The 19,510-nt window shown below is 67.4% G+C and carries 14 protein-coding genes; 7 read left to right on the top strand and 7 right to left on the bottom strand.

Going from position 1 to position 19,510, the window contains the following annotated elements:
* Positions 1–339: 339 nt before the first annotated feature.
* The 7 genes from JQ617_RS22520 (at position 340) to trxA (ending at position 12,961) form a co-directional block, all read left to right on the top strand.
* Positions 340–2,844 carry a sensor histidine kinase gene (locus JQ617_RS22520; protein ID WP_212028176.1) on the top strand — a complete coding sequence of 835 codons (2,505 nt, stop codon included), beginning with the start codon at positions 340–342 and terminating at the stop codon, positions 2,842–2,844.
* Positions 2,841–4,364 carry a tRNA (adenosine(37)-N6)-threonylcarbamoyltransferase complex ATPase subunit type 1 TsaE gene (gene tsaE, locus JQ617_RS22515; protein WP_212028175.1) on the top strand — a complete coding sequence of 508 codons (1,524 nt, stop codon included), beginning with the start codon at positions 2,841–2,843 and terminating at the stop codon, positions 4,362–4,364. The genes JQ617_RS22520 and tsaE overlap by 4 nt, the downstream gene beginning before the upstream one ends.
* A gap of 86 nt (positions 4,365–4,450) precedes the next feature.
* A complete protein-coding gene (locus JQ617_RS22510) occupies positions 4,451–4,768 on the top strand; it encodes a PilZ domain-containing protein (protein ID WP_063685744.1) in 318 nt (105 codons plus the stop codon).
* Between the two features lie 141 nt (positions 4,769–4,909).
* Complete coding sequence (locus JQ617_RS22505) at positions 4,910–5,632, top strand: nucleotidyltransferase family protein (protein WP_212028174.1); 723 nt, start codon at positions 4,910–4,912, stop codon at positions 5,630–5,632.
* A 289-nt stretch (positions 5,633–5,921) separates the two neighbouring features.
* Positions 5,922–9,068: a double-strand break repair protein AddB gene (gene addB, locus JQ617_RS22500; protein WP_212028173.1), complete on the top strand. Its 3,147-nt coding sequence runs from the start codon at positions 5,922–5,924 to the stop codon at positions 9,066–9,068.
* On the top strand, positions 9,062–12,571 hold the full coding sequence (gene addA / locus JQ617_RS22495) for a double-strand break repair helicase AddA (protein WP_212028172.1): 3,510 nt from the start codon (positions 9,062–9,064) through the stop codon (positions 12,569–12,571). Before addB ends, addA begins: the two co-directional genes overlap by 7 nt.
* A gap of 69 nt (positions 12,572–12,640) precedes the next feature.
* Positions 12,641–12,961 carry a thioredoxin gene (gene trxA / locus JQ617_RS22490; RefSeq protein WP_008540017.1) on the top strand — a complete coding sequence of 107 codons (321 nt, stop codon included), beginning with the start codon at positions 12,641–12,643 and terminating at the stop codon, positions 12,959–12,961.
* 74 nt (positions 12,962–13,035) lie between these two features.
* Here trxA and JQ617_RS22485 read toward each other — a convergent pair whose 3' ends face one another.
* The 7 genes from JQ617_RS22485 to JQ617_RS22455 form a co-directional block, all read right to left on the bottom strand.
* On the bottom strand, positions 13,036–13,449 hold the full coding sequence (locus JQ617_RS22485; protein ID WP_212028171.1) for an SRPBCC family protein: 414 nt from the start codon (positions 13,447–13,449) through the stop codon (positions 13,036–13,038).
* A 112-nt stretch (positions 13,450–13,561) separates the two neighbouring features.
* The gene (locus JQ617_RS22480; RefSeq protein ID WP_212028170.1) at positions 13,562–14,302 is read right to left on the bottom strand and encodes a metallophosphoesterase family protein; all 741 of its coding nucleotides are present in this window, start codon (positions 14,300–14,302) and stop codon (positions 13,562–13,564) included.
* Positions 14,303–14,404: 102 nt separating this feature from the next.
* Positions 14,405–15,748 carry a bifunctional folylpolyglutamate synthase/dihydrofolate synthase gene (locus JQ617_RS22475; protein WP_212028169.1) on the bottom strand — a complete coding sequence of 448 codons (1,344 nt, stop codon included), beginning with the start codon at positions 15,746–15,748 and terminating at the stop codon, positions 14,405–14,407.
* Entirely contained in the window at positions 15,745–16,686 is a 942-nt protein-coding gene (accD, locus tag JQ617_RS22470) for an acetyl-CoA carboxylase, carboxyltransferase subunit beta (RefSeq protein WP_063685730.1), read from the bottom strand. The genes JQ617_RS22475 and accD overlap by 4 nt, the downstream gene beginning before the upstream one ends.
* Before the next feature lie 89 nt (positions 16,687–16,775).
* Positions 16,776–17,612, bottom strand: a complete 837-nt coding sequence (gene trpA, locus JQ617_RS22465) for a tryptophan synthase subunit alpha (protein WP_212028168.1) — start codon at positions 17,610–17,612, stop codon at positions 16,776–16,778.
* Positions 17,609–18,823, bottom strand: coding sequence for a tryptophan synthase subunit beta (gene trpB, locus JQ617_RS22460; protein ID WP_212028167.1), 1,215 nt, complete (start codon positions 18,821–18,823; stop codon positions 17,609–17,611). The genes trpA and trpB overlap by 4 nt, the downstream gene beginning before the upstream one ends.
* Complete coding sequence (locus JQ617_RS22455; protein ID WP_212028166.1) at positions 18,820–19,479, bottom strand: phosphoribosylanthranilate isomerase; 660 nt, start codon at positions 19,477–19,479, stop codon at positions 18,820–18,822. The genes trpB and JQ617_RS22455 overlap by 4 nt, the downstream gene beginning before the upstream one ends.
* Positions 19,480–19,510: the final 31 nt, after the last annotated feature.

Below are 19,510 nucleotides of genomic sequence, written 5' to 3'. Positions count from 1 at the left end.
CGGGAGAGGTCGGCACGTAGTGCCGGGTGAGGGTTCTTTCCTCTGGGGGAGTGTCCCGTTGCGGCGACACCCTCTCCCCAACCCTCCCCCGCAAGCGGGGGAGGGAGCGCACCGCGGGAACGACTCGCCCAATCTTCATTGCCGCTAACGCACGGCAATCCCAACCGAATCACCCGAAGAATTACGTACGTCCGGAACCGCGCGGCCGGCATTTTTTTGGGGCCGCGTTTGCGTTCACGATCTGGACTCTTACCGGTGGAGTCACGGTGGGGGTATTGTCTTTTGATTCGCGTGCGGCGGGGGTCGCCGCGCGTAAATCCGTGCGGTCTTGGGGCAACTATGTCAGGCGTGATCGTGTCGATGCGTCGGACGCTGCTGTCGTGCACATCTTTGGTGCGCAACAGCTTGTTCGGAGGCGCTCTTGCGGCGGTGCTGCCGGCTGCGCCGGCCGAGGCCGCCGACCTCATCGACACCCTCTCCACATTGCTGGACTTCAACCGGCAGGAACTCGCGGTGCTCGCCACCGCGCTGGCCCTGCTCGGCTTCTCGGTCGTGGCCGCGATCCTGCTGATGCGCACGCGCGTGCGCACGTCGAAGAACGAGGCGCAGCTGCGCGCGCGAATCGGGGAACTCCAGCTCCAGGCCGACCGCTTCGGCGCGCTGCTGTTCGCTGAGCCGCAGATCCTGATCTCATGGCCGGCCGGCGACAATCGCGCGCAGATCTCCGGCGACATCTCGATGGTGCTGCCGCGCGATTCCTCGCCGCAGCGCGTGCTGGCGTTCGGAACCTGGCTGCCGCCGGAACCCGCGTTGCAAATGGACCATGCCGTCGATGCGCTGCGCGACCGCGGCGACGGCTTCCAGCTGACGCTGACCACCGCGCATGGCCACACGCTGGAAGCCATCGGCCGCGCCATCGGCGGTCAGGCCATCGTCCGGATCCGCGAGCTCTCCGGCCTGCGGCGCGACCTGGCCGAAACCAATCTGCGCTACAAGGCGCTCTCGGACGAGACCGAGATGCTGCGCGGCTTCGCCGCCGCCGCGCCGTGGCCGATCTGGGCAAAGGGCGATAACGGCGCGCTCACCTACGCCAATCCGGCCTATGTCCGCGCCACCGAGGCGACCAGCATCACCGACGCGCAGGAACGCAAGCTCGAGCTGCTCGACAGCGCCGACCGCACCGCGCTGGAGCGCGGACTGAAGGATGCGGCCGGCTTCACCTCGCGGCTGCCGATCGTGATCGGCGGCGAGCGGCGCATGTACGACGTCCGCGCCGTCAATGTCGGCAGCGGCAGCGTCGGCGTCGCAATCGATGCCAGCGAGGCGGATGCGCTGAGCTCGGCACTGGTGCGGATGGCGGAGGCGCATCGCCGCACGCTGGACCAGCTCTCCTCCGGCGTCGCCGTGTTCGACGGCCAGCGCCGGCTCGCCTTCTATAACGATTCCTACCGCCGGCTGTGGGACCTCGACCGTACCTTCCTCGACGCCAACCCCGACGATTCCAGCGTGCTCGACCAGCTTCGCGCCGCGCGCAAGCTGCAGGAGCAGCCGGACTTCCGCGCCTGGAAAGCCAAGCTGCACGAGGCCTATCGCGCGGTCGAGGCAGCCAAGGACACCTGGTACCTGCCCGATGGCCGCGCGCTCTCGGTGGTCACCACGCCGAACCCGGAAGGCGGCGTCACCTATTTGTTCGACGACGTCACCGAGAGCCTTGACCTCGCCCGCCGCTTCGACGGCATCGTCCGGGTCCAGCGCGAGACGCTGGACAGTCTCGCCGAGGGCGTCGCCGTGTTCGGCAGCAACGGCAAGGCGCAGCTCTTCAACCCGGCCTTCGTCCGGATGTGGAAGCTATCGAGCGATGCCATGCGCGACGAGCCGCACATCCAGACCGTCGAGGGCTGGTGCCATCAACTGTTCGACGATCCCGTGGTCTGGCGCCAGATCCGCGAGGCCATCACCTCGATCGAGAACCGCGCCGACGTGCCGCTCAAGCTGGAGCGCAAGGACGGCAGCGTGCTCGACGGCATGATCCGGCCGCTGCCCGACGGCGCCACCATGCTGACGTTCCAGGACATCACCGACACCGAGAATGTCGAGCGCGCGCTGCGCGAGCGCAACGAGGCACTGGAGACCGCCGACCAGATGAAGGTGGATTTCGTCCACCACGTCTCCTACGAGCTGCGCTCGCCGCTCACCACCATCATCGGCTTCGCGCATTTCCTCAGCGACCCCTCGACCGGGCCGCTGACGCCGAAGCAGGCCGAATATCTCGACTACGTCACCAAATCGACCAACGCGCTACTGGCGCTGACCAACAACATTCTCGATCTCGCCACCATCGATGCCGGCGCGATGAAGCTGGAACTCGGGCCGGTCGACGTCAGCAAGACCATCGAGCTGGCCGCCGAGGGCATCCAGGACCGCCTCGCCACCGACCGCATCCGCCTCAAGGTCGAGATCGCGCCCGACGTCGGCAGCTTCGTCGGCGACGAGAAGCGCGTGGTGCAGGTGCTCTATAACCTCCTCGCCAACGCCGTCGGGTTTTCTCCACAGGATTCCACCGTCGGCATCAGCGCGCGTCGCACCGAACGCAGCGTGGTCTTCACTGTGACAGATTCCGGGCCTGGGATACCTGCCGACATGAAGGACAAGGTGTTCAACTGGTTCGAAAGCCGCTCGCAGGGCTCGCGTCACCGCGGCGCCGGGCTCGGCCTGTCGCTGGTGCGCTCCTTCGTCGAGCTGCATGGCGGCAAGGTGCGGGTGGATTCGATCGTCGGCCGGGGCACGGTCGTGATCTGCGACTTCCCGACCGACCAGGCGGCGCATCGCGACGCCGCCGAATGACCGAACCAACCACCTTCTCCGTCGCGCTTCACAACGAGACGGCCACCGCGCAACTGATGGCCGATCTCGCCCTACTGGTCGGCCCTGGTGACGTCATCACCCTCACCGGCGATCTCGGCGCCGGCAAAACCGCGGCGGCCCGCGCACTGATCCGCTATCTCGCCGGCGACGACGAGCTGGAAGTGCCGAGCCCGACCTTCACGCTGGTGCAGGGCTATGAGCTGCCGCCGTTTCCGGTGATGCATGCCGACCTCTACCGCGTCGAGGACGAGAGCGAGCTCGAGGAGATCGGGCTGTCGCCACTCCCCGAGGCAACGCTTGTGCTGATCGAATGGCCGGAGCGGGCGCCGTCGGCGATGCCCGCGGATCGCATCGACATCGCACTGACGCATCGGCCGGCGCTGGGCGCAAATGCGCGCGCCGCCGACATCACCGGCCACGGCAAGGCCGCCGCGACTGTGGCGCGGCTGCAGGCGCTGCGCGAATTCCTCGATACGTCCGGCTACATGGATGCAACGCGCCGGCGCATGGCGGGCGATGCCTCGACACGCTCCTATGCGCGGCTGCTGCGTGACGACGAGGTCGTCATCCTCATGAACTCGCCGCAGCGCCCCGACGGCGCCGCGCTTTACAGCGGCAAGTCCTACAGTGCCGCGGTGCATCTCGCCGAGAACGTCAGGCCCTTCGTCGCCGTCGACGAAGGCCTGCGGGCGCTGGGAATCTCGGCGCCTGCGATTCATCATTTCGATCTCGGCCAGGGCTTCCTGATCAGCGAGGACTTCGGCAGCGAAGGCGTCATCGAGGGCGATCCGCCGCGACCGATCGCCGAACGCTACGAAGCCGCGACCGACGTGCTGGCCGCGCTGCACGGCAAGACGCTGCCGGAGACACTGCCGCTCGATGGGCAGACCTACGACATCCCCGTCTTCGACATCGAGGCGATGCTGATCGAAATCGGATTGATGCCGGAATGGTACCTGCCCGATCGCAACGCGCCGTTGAGCGACGAGAAGCGCGCCGAGTTCTTTGCGATGTGGCGCGAGCTGCTGAAGAAGCCGCTTGCGGCGCCGCGAACGTGGATCATCCGCGACTATCACTCGCCCAATCTGATCTGGCTCGCTGACCGCTCCGGCACCGACCGCGTCGGCGTGATCGACTTCCAGGACACGGTGCTCGGCCCGCGCTCCTACGACGTAGTCTCATTGCTGCAGGACGCACGTATCGATGTGCCCGAAAACGTCGAGCTGACGCTGCTGTCGCGCTACATCAAGTCGCGGCGCGCAGACGATGCGGGCTTCGATGCCGCCGGCTTCGCCGAGCTCTACGCAATCATGTCGGCGCAGCGCAACACGCGCCTGCTCGGCACCTTCGCGCGGCTCAACCGCCGCGACGGCAAGCCGCACTATCTGCGTCACCAGCCGCGGATCTGGACCTACCTGCAGCGCTCGCTGGCGCATCCCGCACTCGGCCCTCTGCGCGACTGGTACCTGGCCAACGTGCCGCCGCCCCAACAAGCCTGATTCGGGCCCGATTTACCGGCTGTTAGCCAAGGCATCGCTATTCTCGCGGCCAGGCAGCCGGACAAATACGGGCTGGAGCGGGGCAGATGGCGGTAAAGACGGACCAGCGCGGCAATAGCCGGGTTGTTTTCGAACGCGGGATACCGGCCCAGATGATGGGAATCGACGGCACCTGGCGGCGCGACTGCACCATGGAGGACGTCTCCGAGAGCGGTGCCAAGCTGACCATCGACGGATCGGTCGAAGGCCTGCATCTGAAGGAGTTCTTTCTCCTGCTGTCCTCCACCGGACTCGCTTACCGGCGCTGCGAGCTGGCCTGGGTCAATGGCGACCAGATCGGTGTCAACTTCCTGAAGATTGGCGACAGGAAGAAAAAGGCGCGTTCCACCGCCGTTGGGGCGTAACGGCAACACCCGTCGCACAACCGTCACGGCGGGTGGTTAAGGCGGTTGAGACGCGGTGCGGCTGGTGCCGTCCCGTGCTAGGATTTGCTGCAAACGCGAAACCAGCGGGTTCAAGAGAGAAGAGTTCTGAGAAGGCAAAGGATGTCCGTCAAGCCGACCAAAGCCATGGTGCTCGCCGCAGGTTTCGGCCTGCGCATGCGTCCGTTGACGGACAAGATGCCGAAGCCGATGGTGCCGGTCGCCGGTCAGCCGCTGCTCGACCACGTGCTCGACAAGCTCGGCCAGGCCGGCGTCAGCGAGGCCGTGGTCAATGTGCACTACCTGCCGGACCAGATCATCAACCACACCGCATCGCGCCAGCTTCCGCACGTAACCATCTCGGACGAGCGCGACCAGGTGCTCGGCACCGGCGGCGGCGTGGTCAAGGCGCTGCCGCTGCTCGGCGACGCGCCGTTCTTCCATGTCAATTCCGACACGCTGTGGATCGACGGCGTGCGCTCCAACCTGACGCGGCTTGCCGAGAACTTCGACCCCGAGCGCATGGACATCCTGCTGCTGATGGCGCCGACCGCCACCAGCATCGGCTATAGCGGCCGCGGCGATTACGGCATGCTGCCCGACGGCGCGCTGCGCAAGCGCAAGGAGAAGGAAGTCGTCCCGTTCGTCTATGCGGGCGCTGCCATCCTGTCGCCGTCGATCTTCAAGGATGCGCCGCAGGGCGAGTTCTCGCTGACCAAGATGTTCGACCGCGCCAACGAGCAGGAGCGGCTGTTCGGCCTGCGCCTCGACGGCGTCTGGATGCATGTCGGCACGCCCGATGCGGTGCACGCCGCCGAAGAGGCGTTTCTGGAGAGCGTGGCGTAGGGCCAGCCCCGAAGACGGTGCCGTAGGGTGGGCAAAGCGAAGCGTGCCCACGCATTTTTTGTGATCGAGAGAGAACGTGGGCACGGCGCTGTCGCGCCTTTGCCCACCCTACGGGACTTCCCGTCATTCCGGGGCGCGCGTGAGCGCGAACCCGGAATCTCGAGATTCCGGGCTCGATGCTCCGCATCGCCCCGGAATGACGGCGGGAGAACGGGGACGACTCCCTCCCGCCCCATGACCATTCGCGCGCGGCTCCCTATATTGCCGTGATTCCCGAATCAGGCAGTCCATGCGCGTCTTCAGCGTTCCCATCTCAGTTCCGTTCCTGCGCACGGTCGTCACCGCCCTGCTTGACGGCCGGCTCGTCGAGGGATTCGAGGCGCGCAAGGAACCGGCGCGGCTGGCCGACGCGACGCTGTACCTGCCGACACGGCGCGCGATGCGCGTTGTCCGCGAGATCTTCCTGGACGAGATGCAGGCGGATGCGGTGGTGCTGCCGCGCATTGTCGCGCTCGGCGACATCGACGAGGACGAGCTCGCCTTCGCCGACGAAGGCGAACAGTTCTCGACCAACGCCCCGCTCGACATTCCGCCTCGGCTTGACGAGCTGGAGCGGCGCCTGACGCTGGCGCAGCTCGTCGCGGCCTGGGCCAAGGGCCCGGTGCTGGCGCCGCTGGTGGTCGGCGGACCGGCTTCGACGCTCGCACTCGCCGGCGACCTCGCGCGGCTGATCGATGACATGGTCACGCGCGGCGTCGACTGGAGTGCGCTCGACGGCCTCGTGCCTGATAACCTCGACCGCTACTGGCAGCACTCGCTCGAATTTTTGCGCATCGCGCGGGTCGCCTGGCCCCATCATCTCGCCGAGATCAACCGCATCGAGCCCGCGGCAAGGCGCGATATGCTGATCGCTGCCGAAGCAAAACGGCTGACCGCGCATCCCCATGGCCCCGTGATCGCGGCGGGATCGACCGGCTCGATGCCGGCCACCGCCAAATTCCTTCATGCGGTCGCCGCGCTGCCGCACGGCGCGGTGGTGCTGCCGGGCCTCGACACCGATCTCGACGACGATGCCTGGCGGACCATCGGCGGCGTGCGCGACTCGCTCGGCAAGTTCGCAGAGCATCCGGCCTCGAACCATCCGCAATATGCCATGCACGCGCTGCTGCAACGCTTCGGCATCAAGCGCAGCGACGTCGAGATTCTGCAGCCGCCGGCTGAAGGCGGCCGCGATATCCTCGCATCCGAATCGATGCGGCCCTCCGCGAGGACGGAAGTCTGGCACGACCGGCTGAAGCAGCCTGACGTCGCCGCGAAGACTTCGGGCGGCATGAAGAACCTCGCGGTCGTCGAAGCCCCCAACCCCGAGATGGAGGCGCTCGCCATCGCCATTGCGATGCGCGAGGCGCGGCACCTCGACAAATCGGCGGCGCTGGTGACGCCGGATCGCGCGCTGGCGCGGCGGGTGATGGCGGCGCTGACACGATGGGATCTCGACTTCGACGATTCCGGCGGCGACGTGCTGATGGAAACCTCGGCCGGCGTCTTTGCGCGCCTTGTGGCAGAGGCCGCGACAAAGGGCCTGGAGCCACCGACGCTGCTGGCGATGCTGAAACATCCGCTGTGTCGGCTCGGCCGCGCGGCGGGCGCGTGGAAATCGGCGATCGAAGCCCTCGAGCTCGCGATCCTGCGCGGCACACGCCCGCCTGCGGGCACCGCCGGCCTGTTGCGCGAATTCAACCGGTTTCGCGACGAACTCGCAAAGCTGTGGCGCAGCGAGGTCTCCGCGCTCCACCGGGCCGAGCCGCGCGCGCGTCTGAAGGCCGAGGATCTCGATCGCATCCAGGCCCTGATCGATGCCCTGCAAAAGGCACTGGCGCCGATCGAGAGCCTGCCGCCGCCAAAGCCATACGACTTCGCCGAGCTCGCGCATCGCCATCGCGAGATCATGATTGAGCTGTCGCGCGACGAGCAGGGTATCCCGCTCGCCTTCGAGGAGCGCGAAGGCCTTGCGCTGGCCGGCGCCTTCGACGATCTCCTGCGCGGCGGCACGACCAGCGGATTGATGGTGCCGCTGCCCGACTATTCCGATGTGTTCCAGACCGCCTTCGGCGACCGCGCAGTGCGGCGACGCGACAGGCCGGGCGCGCGCCTGCAGATCTACGGCCCGCTGGAATCGCGCCTGATGCAGGCCGACCGCGTCATCATCGGCGGCCTGATCGAAGGCGTGTGGCCGCCGGCCCCGCGCATCGATCCCTGGCTCAGCCGGCCGATGCGGCACGAGCTGGGGCTCGACCTGCCGGAGCGCCGCATCGGCCTCTCCGCGCACGACTTCGCGCAGCTGCTCGGCGGCGACGAGGTGATCCTCACCCATTCCGCCAAGGCCGGCGGCGCGCCGGCGGTCGCCTCGCGCTTCCTGCATCGGCTGGAGGCGGTGGCGGGCGACGAGCTCTGGAAGGCGGCCGTGCGCGCGGGCGAGAAATACGTGCAATTCGCGGGCGCGCTCGACCAGCCCGCCGAGGTCACGCCGATCAAGCAGCCGGAACCGCGCCCGCCGCGCGCGACGCGGCCGCTGAACATGTCGGTGACCGCGATCGAGGACTGGCTGCGCGATCCCTACACGATCTACGCCAGGTACATCCTGCGGCTCGATGCGCTCGATCCCGTCGACATGCCGCTGTCGGCCGCCGACCGCGGCTCGGCAATTCACGAAGCGATCGGCGAATTCACGGAAACCTATGCAACGCGCCTGCCCGCCGATCCCGCCCGCGTGCTGCGCGCGATCGGCGAGAAGCATTTCGCACCGCTGATGGAGCGACCCGAGGCGCGCGCGCTGTGGTGGCCGCGCTTCCAGCGCATCGCGCGCTGGTTCGGCGAATGGGAGACAGCGCGACGCGACGCGATCGGAGCGATCAATGCGGAGACGCGCGGCGAGATTTCGATCCAGCTCGATGCCGCGCGCAGTTTCCGCCTCTCCGCGCGTGCCGACCGCATCGAGCGGCGCCAGGGCGGCAGCTATGCCATTCTCGACTACAAGACCGGCCAGCCGCCGACCGGCAAGCAGGTCCGCATGGGCCTGTCACCGCAGCTGACGCTGGAAGCGGCAATCCTGCGCGAGGGCGGCTTCCCTGATATCGACGCCGGCGCGTCGGTGAGCCAGCTCGTCTATGTCCGCCTCAGCGGCAACAACCCGCCCGGCGAGGAACGCATTCTCGAACTGAAATACAAGCAGGGCGACGAGCCGCAGCCGCCGGACACCGCAGCTGCGGAAGCGCGCGCAAAACTGGAGGCGCTGATCCGCGCCTTCGACGACGAGAACCAGCCCTACACCTCGTTGAACCTGCCGATGTGGGCGAACCGCTACGGCACCTATGACGACCTCGCCCGGATCAAGGAATGGTCTGCGGCCGGCGGCCTGGGGATCGAGGAATGGTGAAGCTGCCGCGCCCGATCCCGGACGAGGTGCGTGCCCGACAGGCGCGCGCATCCGACCCGACCGCGTCGGCCTTCGTGTCGGCCAATGCCGGATCGGGCAAGACGCATGTGCTGGTGCAGCGGGTGATCCGCCTGTTGCTGTCGGGCGTGCCGCCGGAAAAGATCCTCTGCATCACCTTCACCAAGGCGGCCGCCGCCAACATGGCCGAGCGCGTGTTCACCACGCTCGGGCACTGGGTGACACTGGACGATACCGGGCTCGACGCCGCGATCCGCGCCGTCGGCATCCCGCATCCTGATCGAAAACTGCGCCGCGACGCGCGAAAACTGTTCGCCTGCGCGCTGGAGACGCCGGGCGGATTGAAGGTGCAGACCATTCACGCGCTGTGCACGCGCCTGCTCCAGCAATTTCCGTTCGAGGCCAATGTCCCCGCGCGCTTCTCGGTGATCGACGAGCGCGACCAGACCGACATGATGGAGCGCGCCAATCTGAAGGTACTGCTGGAGGCCGCGCGCGATCCCGACAGCGTCACCGGCCGCGCGCTGCTGACGGCGATGGCGAACGCCGCCGACGTCACCTTCAAGGAGGTCGTGCGCGAGGCTTGTCTGAGCCGCGATCATTTCATGGCCTGGACCGATGAGGCCGGCAACGCGGAAGCGGCGGCGGCGCAGATGGCGGCCGTGCTCGGCGTCGAGGCCAGCGATCGCATCGAGGACGTCGAGACCGAGATCCTCGACGGCCCTTACTTGCCGCGCTCGCGCTGGGACGACATCGCGTTCGCGCTGGAGGACGGCAGCAAGTCCGACAACGACCAGGCGGGCCGGCTTCGCGAAGCGAAGGTATTCTCCGGCGCAGCCCAGGTCGATGCTTATCTCGGAGTCTTCCTCACCGACGAGAAGCTGCCGCGCAAGGCGGTGCTGACCAAGAAGTTCGGCGACAACAACCCGTCCGTCGCGCGCCTGTTCGAGAACGAGGCACAGCGCATCAGCGGACTGGTCGAGAAGCGCCGTGCCGTGACCATGCGCGACCGCACCGCGGCCCTGCTGCACATCGCGACCGCGGCTGCAGCGAACTATCGCCGCGAGAAGCAGGAGCGCGGGCTGCTCGACTACGACGACCTCATCGACAAGACGCTGGCGATGCTCAATCGCGTCTCTTCGGGCTGGGTGCATTACAAGCTCGACCGCGGCGTCGATCACGTGCTGATCGACGAGGCCCAGGACACCAGCCCGCGACAATGGGACATCGTCGCGCACATCATCTCCGAATTCACCGCCGGCGAAGGCGCGCGCGAGGGTCTCAACCGCACCATCTTCGCCGTCGGCGACGAGAAGCAGTCGATCTTCTCGTTCCAGGGCGCCGACCCCCACGAATTCGACACGCGCAAGCGGGAGCTGGACCGCAGGTTCAAATCTGCCGGGCTGAAGTTCGATCCGGTCGCCTTCACCTATTCGTTCCGCTCGGGTGCCGCGATCCTGCACTCGGTCGATCACGTCTTCCGTGAGCCCCAGATCTACAAGAGCATCCATTCGATCGACATCGGCCACCCCCTGCATAACTCGCTGAGCGACGCCGGCCCCAGCGTCGTCGAGCTCTGGGATCTCGCGGAAGCCGACGACCGGCAGGAGATCGAAGGCTGGCGCGCGCCGTTCGACGGCGTTGCCGCCACCAGCCCCGAGGTCAAGCTCGCCCGCCGCATCCAGGCCGAGATCAAGCGGCTGGTCGAGAGCGGCACGCTGACCGGGCACGAAGGCGAGCGCCGGCCGCTGCGCTATGGCGATATGCTGATCCTGGTGCGGCGCCGCGGCAACGCGTTCGATGCCGTGATCCAGGCGCTGAAGCACGCCAACATCCCGGTCGCCGGCGCCGACCGGCTGAAGCTGACCGAGCACATCGGCATCATCGACCTGATGAACCTTGCGGACGCGCTGCTGCTGCCGCAGGACGACCTCGCGCTCGCGGTGGCGCTGAAGAGCCCGCTGTTCGGGCTCGACGACGACGATCTGTTCCAGCTCGCGTGGGATCGCAAGGGATCGCTGCGCCGTGCGCTCGGCGAGCATGCGGTTGGAAACGAGAAATTCGCGACGGCGTTGCGGCGGCTGGAGGCTTGCGAGATCCGTGCGCGCGAGGAGACGCCGTTCGCCTTCTATGCCTGGCTGCTCGGCGGCGACGGCGGCCGTGCCCGCATCCTGCGCCGGCTCGGCCACGAGGCCAATGACGCGCTCGACGAGTTTCTCGAGCTGGCGCTGAACTACGAGCGCAAGGCGCCGGCCTCGCTGCAGGGCTTCATGGCCTGGCTGCGTTCGGCCGACACCGAGGTGAAGCGCGACATGGAGATCTCGCGCGACGAGGTGCGGGTGATGACCGTGCATGGCGCCAAGGGCCTGGAGGCTTCCGTCGTGTTCATGGTCGACACCACGTCCTCGCCGGCGGACTCGCAGCGACTGCGGCTGATCCAGGTGCCGCGCGGCAATGGCGGCGAGGTCGTGGTCTGGGCCGGCCGCAAGGCGGACGATCCCAAGCCGGTCGTCGAGGCCCGCAAGGCGATGATCGAGGAGACCGAGGACGAGTATCGCCGGCTGCTCTATGTCGCGATGACGCGCGCGGCCGACCGGCTGATCGTCGGCGGCTGCATGCCCGGCAACATGAGGACGGTGCGCAAGCTGAGCTGGTACGACCTCATCGACACCGGTCTCTCAGGCTCGGGCCTCGACAAGCAGACGATCGAGACGCCGCTCGGCAAGGTCACCCGATTCGCCCGGCCGGAGGACGTCGCGGCGCTGGGCACGCCGGCGAAATCCGTGGACCAGACGATCGCGTTGCCGGACTGGCTGAGGACGCCCGCGCCCCGCGAGACCGGCGATGAGGATCTTGTCCGCCCGTCCGGCCAGTCGGCCGAGGATGGCCGCAGCGTACGTTCCGGCGAATCGGTGCAGTCCCGCGCACTGGCGCTGCAGCGCGGCACGCTGGTGCACCGTCTGCTGCAATCCCTGCCCGACCTCGGCCCCGAGCGCCGGCGCGAGGCCGCGCTCGGCTTCATGCTGCGCAACGCCCCGGACTGGCCGGAGGCCGACCGCATTGCGCTCGCCGACAAGGTGCTCGCCTTGATCGGCGAGCCGCGGTTTGCCCCGGTCTTTGCTGCCGGCAGCCGGGCGGAGGTCGCCATTGCCGGCCGGCTGGACCGGCCGGGCGGCACGCCGGCACTGGTGTCGGGGCAGATCGACCGGCTGGTCGTGCGTCCGGACGAGGTCCTGATCGTCGATTTCAAGACCAACCAGGCCGCTCCCAAGAGCGCCGCCGAGGCGCCTGCCGCCTATGTCCGGCAGCTCGCGCTGTACCGGGCGGTGCTGGCGCGGCTTTATCCCCAAAAGCCGATCCGGGCGGTCCTGCTCTGGACCGAGGCCCTTGAATACATGGAGATTTCGGCCCCCGCGCTGGACGCGGCGCTGGCATCCCTTCATCTCGGTGTGAGCGTCCTTGACCCGGCAAGGGGCCGTTCATAGGTTCAGCCCATGATCCCGGGCGCGATTCCCAAGCGCGCCGATTCTCTTTCAACCGAGTGAGGTACTCCAATGGCCGTTAGCAAGGTTTCCGACGCCGATTTCGAAGCCGAAGTGCTCAAGGCGAACGGCCCCGTGGTCGTCGATTTCTGGGCCGAGTGGTGCGGCCCCTGCCGCATGATCGCACCCGCGCTCGACGAGATCGCCGGCGCGATGGGCGACAAGGTCAAGATCGTGAAGCTCAACGTCGACGAGAGCCCGAAGACCGCGTCCAAGTACGGCGTGATGTCGATCCCGACCCTGATGATCTTCAAGGGCGGCGAGATGGCCTCTCGCCAGGTCGGCGCGGCGCCGAAGGCGAAGCTCCAGCAGTGGATCACGTCGGCGGTCTGATCCGCGGCGCATTCTGATTTCGACGACGGCCGGCGAAAGCCGGCCGTTTTGTTTTGCCTGGTGCCCGGCGACGTCTAGGCTTCCGCGAGCTTGGCGAGGCTTGCGAGGACCTCTGGAAAATCCGACGCGACGGCCGGACCAATCTCGGCCGCTTGCGGCCCGCTGGCGTCGACGGCGTAGACGATGCGCGTGCGTGCCGAGCCAAGCGGCTCGATGCGATGGGCGACCTTGATGACGAGATCGCCGACCCGCGTTTCGTCGACGAAGCACGCGTTCTCGCGAACCTCGATCAGTTGCGAGCGCAGCGCCTCCTCTCCGGGCGGCTTCATCGTGAACCAGGTGCCGGCCGCGAACGGTCCATCGATCGCGATCTCTTCGATGCCCGCGTTCCAGGTTTTCCAGCCGGAGACATCGCGAAAGATGCGCCAGATCGTCTCGGCGGCTGCCGACGTCTCGATCGCATATTCGTGCCGCCAGACATCGTCCATGGCGCCGCTCCCTTTTTATATGGTTATAGCGTAGCCCGGATGGAGCGAAGCGTAATCCGGGAATCGTGCCAGCAGTGACGGCGGCCCCGGATTGCGCTGCGCTCCATCCGGGCTACGAGATCCAGCCCGTCGCAAGCGCGCTCGCCAGCTCCGGCTGGTTGTTGCGGCGTGCGAGCGCGGCCATGGTTTCATGATCGTACGCGACGTGGCGGAACGTCACCTGCCAATTGCCGCCGGTCAGCTCGAGGATCGCGTAGCGCGCGTGCGGCGTGCCGGCTTCGACGACATGCGGAAATGGATGCACGTCGCGATAGCCGGGGCTGCCGACGCTGCCGGGATTGACGATCAGGCGGCCGTCGCGAAGTTGCGCCGCGCGGGCGAGATGGGTGTGAGCGCACAGGATCAGCGATTGCGTGATGCCTTGCGCGAGCTGCTCGATGCGGTCGAGCGGCGATAGCGCCACGGTGCCGTCGGGATGCACGGTGTCGAGCCAGTAGATTTCGTCGTCATTTGGCGTCGCGTGGCACAGGAAAACCTGCTCGCGAAACACGCGCGTCATCGGCAGCGCGCGCAGCCAATCGAGTTGCGCGGCGTCGAGCTGCGCATGCGCGGGGCGATCCCACGAGCCCATCTTCTCCGGCGGACGATCGAGCAGATAACGGTCGTGATTGCCGAGCACGTGCACGGCATCGAGCTTCATCAGGATCTCGATGGTACGCCGCGCATCGAGCGGGCCGCTCAGCATGTCGCCGAGATTGACGATGTCGGCGACGCCCTGTGCGCGGATGTCGGCGAGCACCGCCTCCAGCGCGAGATAGTTTCCGTGGACGTCGGCGATCGCGGCAAAACGCATTGGGATTCCTGTAGCCCGGATGGAGCGAAGCGTAATCCGGGGCCTTGAGGGCGTGTGGCGAGATCCCGGATTGCGCTTCGCTCCATCCGGGCTACGCAACCTCTATGCAGGAGGCGTGCCGTTGAGGCCGAGCACATGGCCGGCGAGGTACAACGAGCCGGTGATCAGGATCCGCGGCGGCACCTCGTAGGCCAGCTTCGACAAGGCGCGCAGCGCGGCCTCGATGCCGGGCGCGATCTCGACGCGCATGCCGAGGCTGCGCGCGGCGTCCGCCAGGCGGTCGACCGGCATCGCGTTCTCGGTATCGGGGATCGGCACCGCGACGATGTGGCGGGTGAGGCCGGCGAAATTGGCGAGGAAGGCCTGCGCATCCTTGTTGGCCATCATGCCCGCGATCACCACCAGTGGCCGCGACACGCGCTCCTCGAGATCGCCGAGCGCGGCGGCCGCGACGCGCCCGCCTTCGGCATTGTGGCCACCGTCGAGCCAGATCTCAGAGCCCTGCGGTCCCCAGGACAGCAGCTCGCCCGAGGTGATGCGCTGCATCCGCGCCGGCCATTCGGCGCCGACGATGCCGGCTTCGAACGCGGCGTGGTTGACCTTGAAGGTCGGAATCGCGCGCAGCGTCGCGATCGCAAGGCCGGCATTGTCGAACTGGTGGCGGCCGAACAGGCGCGGCGCTGCAAGGTCCATCAGGCCGCGGTCGTCCGAGTAGACCAGCCGCCCGTGCTCGACATTGACGTGCCAGCTCTCGTTCGCCGCAAACAGCGGCGCCCGCATGCGCTTCGCCTGCGCCTCGATCACCGCCATCGCCTCGCCCGACTGCTCGGCGCAAATCACGGGCACGCCGCGCTTGATGATCGCGGCTTTCTCGGCGGCGATCAGTGTCAGCGTGTCGCCGAGGAAATCCATGTGGTCCATGCTGACCGGCGTGATCACGCAGGCCGCCGGCGTCTCGACCACATTGGTCGAATCGAGCCGGCCGCCGAGGCCGACTTCGAGCAGCACCACATCGGCCGGGTTCTGCGCGAATAGATGAAACGCCGCTGCGGTCTTCAGCTCGAACACGGTCGCGGGCTCGCCGGCATTGACGCGCTCGACCTCTTCGAGCGCCGCGCGCAGCTCCTCGTCATCGACGAGCACGCCGCCACCGAGGCGGCCGAGCCGAAAGCATTCGTTGATGCGGACGAGGTAGGGCGAGGTGTAGGCGTGGACGCGCAGGCCGGCCGCCTCCAGCGTCGCGCGCAGATAGGCGAGCGTCGAGCCCTTGCCGTTGGTGCCGGCGATGTGGATCACCGGCGGCAGCTTGCGTTCGGGGTGACCGAGCCGCTCGAGCAGGCGGTGCATCCGCTCGAGGCCGAGATCGATGCGCTTCTGATGCAGCGCCGACAGCCGCCCGATCAATTCGCCGAGCGGTGTCTTCGGGCTGTCAGAGGACGCGTTCACGCGTGCGGCGCGGCCGGCGCCGTTTCGGCGGCCGATACGATCTGCGCCGGGCTCGTCACCGGCTGCGTCGGCTTCGATGCGCCTTCCAGCGCCGGCGCCTTGGTCAGCAGACGGCAGAGCCGCGCCAGCGTCGGACGCAGCTCGTGGCGATGCACGACCATGTCAACCATGCCATGCTCTTTCAGGTACTCGGCGCGCTGGAAGCCTTCCGGCAGCTTCTCGCGGATGGTCTGCTCGATCACGCGCGCGCCGGCAAAGCCGATCAGTGCGCCGGGCTCGGCGATCTGCACGTCGCCGAGCATCGCGTAGGACGCGGTGACGCCGCCGGTGGTCGGATTGGTCAGCACGACGATGTAGGGCAGCTTTGCCTCGCGCAGCATCTGCACCGCGACGGTGGTGCGCGGCATCTGCATCAGCGACAGGATGCCTTCCTGCATGCGCGCGCCGCCGGACGCGGCGAACACGATGAACGGCGACTTCTTCTCGACCGCGAGCTCAAGCCCGCGCACGATGGCCTCGCCCGCGGCCATGCCGAGCGAGCCGCCCATGAAGTCGAAATCCTGCACGGCGACGACGACGGCGGCGCCTTCGAGCTTGCCGTAGCCGACCTTGATCGCGTCATTCAGGTTGGTGCGCGCGCGCGCATCCTTGACGCGATCGACGTATTTCTTCTCGTCGCGGAACTTGAGCGGATCAGGCGTAACCTCGGGCAGCGCAACGTCGAACCAGGTCTCGTTGTCGAAGATCGACTTCAGACGCGCCACCGCGCCCATGCGCATGTGGTAGTTCGAGCCGGGAATGACGAACTGGTTGGCCTCGACGTCCTTGTAGAACACGAGCTGTCCGGAATCCGGGCACTTGATCCACAGATTCTCCGGCGTCTCCCGCCGCAGCATGTTGCGGATCTTCGGCCGGACCACATTGGTAAGCCAGTTCATGGTTTGCTCCGATGTGCGAACCCGCTGGGGCTCGCCTGAAGGGATATATGGCCGCCGGACCTAGCCCCGGCAAGCCGTCGTCTTGCGGCCTATTCCGCCGCCTGCTGCGCGCCCTTGACGCCCCGGGCCAGGGCCGCCGTCAGCTCGGCCACGGCGTTGACGGTTTTGGCGGTCGCGCGGCCCTCGGCGTCGAGGCTGTTCTTGAGCGCATCGACCAGCGCGGTGCCGACCACCGAACCATCGGCCTTCTCGGCGATGGCGCGGGCCGCCTCCGGCGTGCGGATGCCGAAACCAACGCAGATCGGCAGCTTGGTATGCCGCTTGATGCGCGCGACGGCGTCGCCGACGACATTCGCGTCCGCCGCCGCCGCACCGGTGATGCCGGCGATGGAGACGTAATAGACGAAGCCCGACGTGTTCGCGAGCACCGCCGGCAGCCGCTTGTCGTCGGTGGTCGGGGTCGCCAGGCGAATGAAGTTCAGGCCCGCCTTCAGCGCGGGAATGCAGAGCTCGTCGTCTTCTTCCGGCGGCAGATCGACGATGATCAGGCCGTCGACGCCGGCGCTCTTGGCATCAGCCAGGAATTTGTCGACGCCGTAAATGTAGATCGGATTGTAATAGCCCATCAGCACCAGCGGCGTGACGTTGTCGGCCTTGCGGAAGTCGCGCACGAGATCGAGCGTCTTCTTCAAGGTCATGCCGACCTTGAGCGCGCGCAGACCTGCGGCCTGGATCGACGGACCATCCGCCATCGGATCGGTGAAGGGAATGCCGAGCTCGATGACGTCGGCGCCTGATGTCGAGAGCGCCTTGACGATCTCGAGCGACGTCTTGGGATCGGGATCGCCGGCCATCACATAGGTGACGAAGGCCGCGCGGCCCTCTTTCTTCAGCTCGGCGAAACGGGTGTCGATACGCGTGGTCACTTCTTGCCCCTCAGGATGTCGCCGACCTGCGGGACGTCCTTGTCGCCGCGGCCGGAGAGATTGACGACCATCAGGTGGTCCTTCGGCCGCTTCGGTGCGAGCTCCATCACCTTGGCGATGGCGTGCGCGGGCTCGAGCGCGGGGATGATGCCTTCGAGCTTCGACAGCAGCTGGAACGCGGCAAGCGCCTCGTCGTCGGTCGCGGACAGATAGTTCACGCGGCCGACCTCGTGCAGCCAGGAATGCTCGGGGCCGATGCCGGGATAGTCGAGGCCGGCCGAGATCGAATGCGCGTCCTGGATCTGGCCGTCGGCATCCATCAAGAGATAGGTGCGGTTGCCGTGGAGAACGCCGGGGCGGCCGCCCGCGATCGAGGCCGCATGCAGCTGCGTGAGCCCGTGGCCCGCGGCTTCGACGCCGAAAATCTCGACGGAGGAATCATCGAGGAACGGATGGAACAGCCCCATCGCATTCGAGCCGCCGCCGATGCAGGCGACGAGCGAGTCCGGCAGGCGGCCTTCGATCTCCTGCATCTGCGTCTTGGTCTCGTTGCCGATGATCGACTGGAAGTCGCGCACCAGCGTCGGATAGGGATGCGGACCCGCGACCGTGCCGATGCAGTAGAAGGTGTTGTGCACGTTGGTGACCCAATCGCGCAGCGCCTCGTTCATGGCGTCCTTGAGCGTGCGCGTGCCCGACTGCACCGGGACCACCGTGGCGCCCAGCATCTCCATGCGGATGACGTTGGGCTGCTGCCGCTCGACGTCCACGGCGCCCATATAGACCACGCATTCGAGGCCGAAGCGCGCGCACAGCGTCGCGGTGGCAACACCGTGCTGGCCCGCGCCGGTCTCTGCGATGATGCGCTTCTTGCCCATCCGCCGCGCCAGCATGATCTGGCCGAGCACGTTGTTCACCTTGTGCGAACCGGTGTGATTGAGCTCTTCGCGCTTCAGGTAGATCTTGGCGCCGCCGAGATGCTCGGTCAGGCGCTCGGCGAAATACAGCGGCGAGGGCCGGCCGACATAGTTCTTGAGGTAGCCGTTCATCTCGGCCTGGAAGGCCGGATCGGCCTTGGCCGCGGTGTAGGCCTTTTCCAGATCGAGGATCAGCGGCATCAGGGTTTCGGCGACGAAGCGGCCACCGAAGATGCCGAAATGACCGCGCTCGTCGGGACCGCTGCGGTAGGAGTTTGGTTTGGCGATGTTCATCGGACGCTCAACTCTTGACTGGCGCGCGCGGCGCGAATGAAGGCCTTGATCAGCTCGGGGTCCTTGACGCCCGGGGCGCTCTCGACACCGGAGGAGACGTCGACGCCGCCGGCGCGGGTGACGCGGAGGGCTTCGGCGACGTTGCCGGCATCCAGCCCGCCCGAGACCATGTAGGGCAATTTGAGATCGAGATTTTCCAGCAGGTGCCAGTCGAAGGGTTCGCCGAGGCCACCGGGCCGCGTCGCGTCCTTCGGCGCACGCGCATCGAACAGGATGCGGTCGGCGACCGCGGCATAGCCGGGCAGCACGGCGAGATCGGCCGCGGTTGCGACCGGCACCGCCTTCATCACGGGGCGGCCGAACTTCTGCTTGATGTCGCGCAGGCGGGCGACGCTCTCCTTGCCATGGAGCTGGAAAATGTCCGGCGACAGCGCGTCCATGATGTTGTCGAGCGTGGCGTCGTCGGCATCGACCGTGAGCGCCACTGTCAGCGCGCGCCGCTTCACCTGGCGGCCGAGGTCCCGGCCCGTTTCCAGCGTGAGGTGCCGCGGCGAGGGCGGAAAGAACACGAACCCCACCATGTCGGCACCCGCCTCGAGCGCCGTTTCGAGCGTCTCGCGCGTGGACAGGCCGCAGATTTTGACGAGCAGGGACATGGTCTCAAAGCGGGTGGCGGCCGCAAGCGGC

Source organism: Bradyrhizobium sp. KB893862 SZCCT0404, from assembly GCF_018130885.1.
GTDB classification, from domain to species: Bacteria; Pseudomonadota; Alphaproteobacteria; order Rhizobiales; family Xanthobacteraceae; genus Bradyrhizobium; species Bradyrhizobium stylosanthis.
Note: the sequence above shows the minus strand (reverse complement) of the source record. Positions and strands in the feature narration are given on the sequence as shown.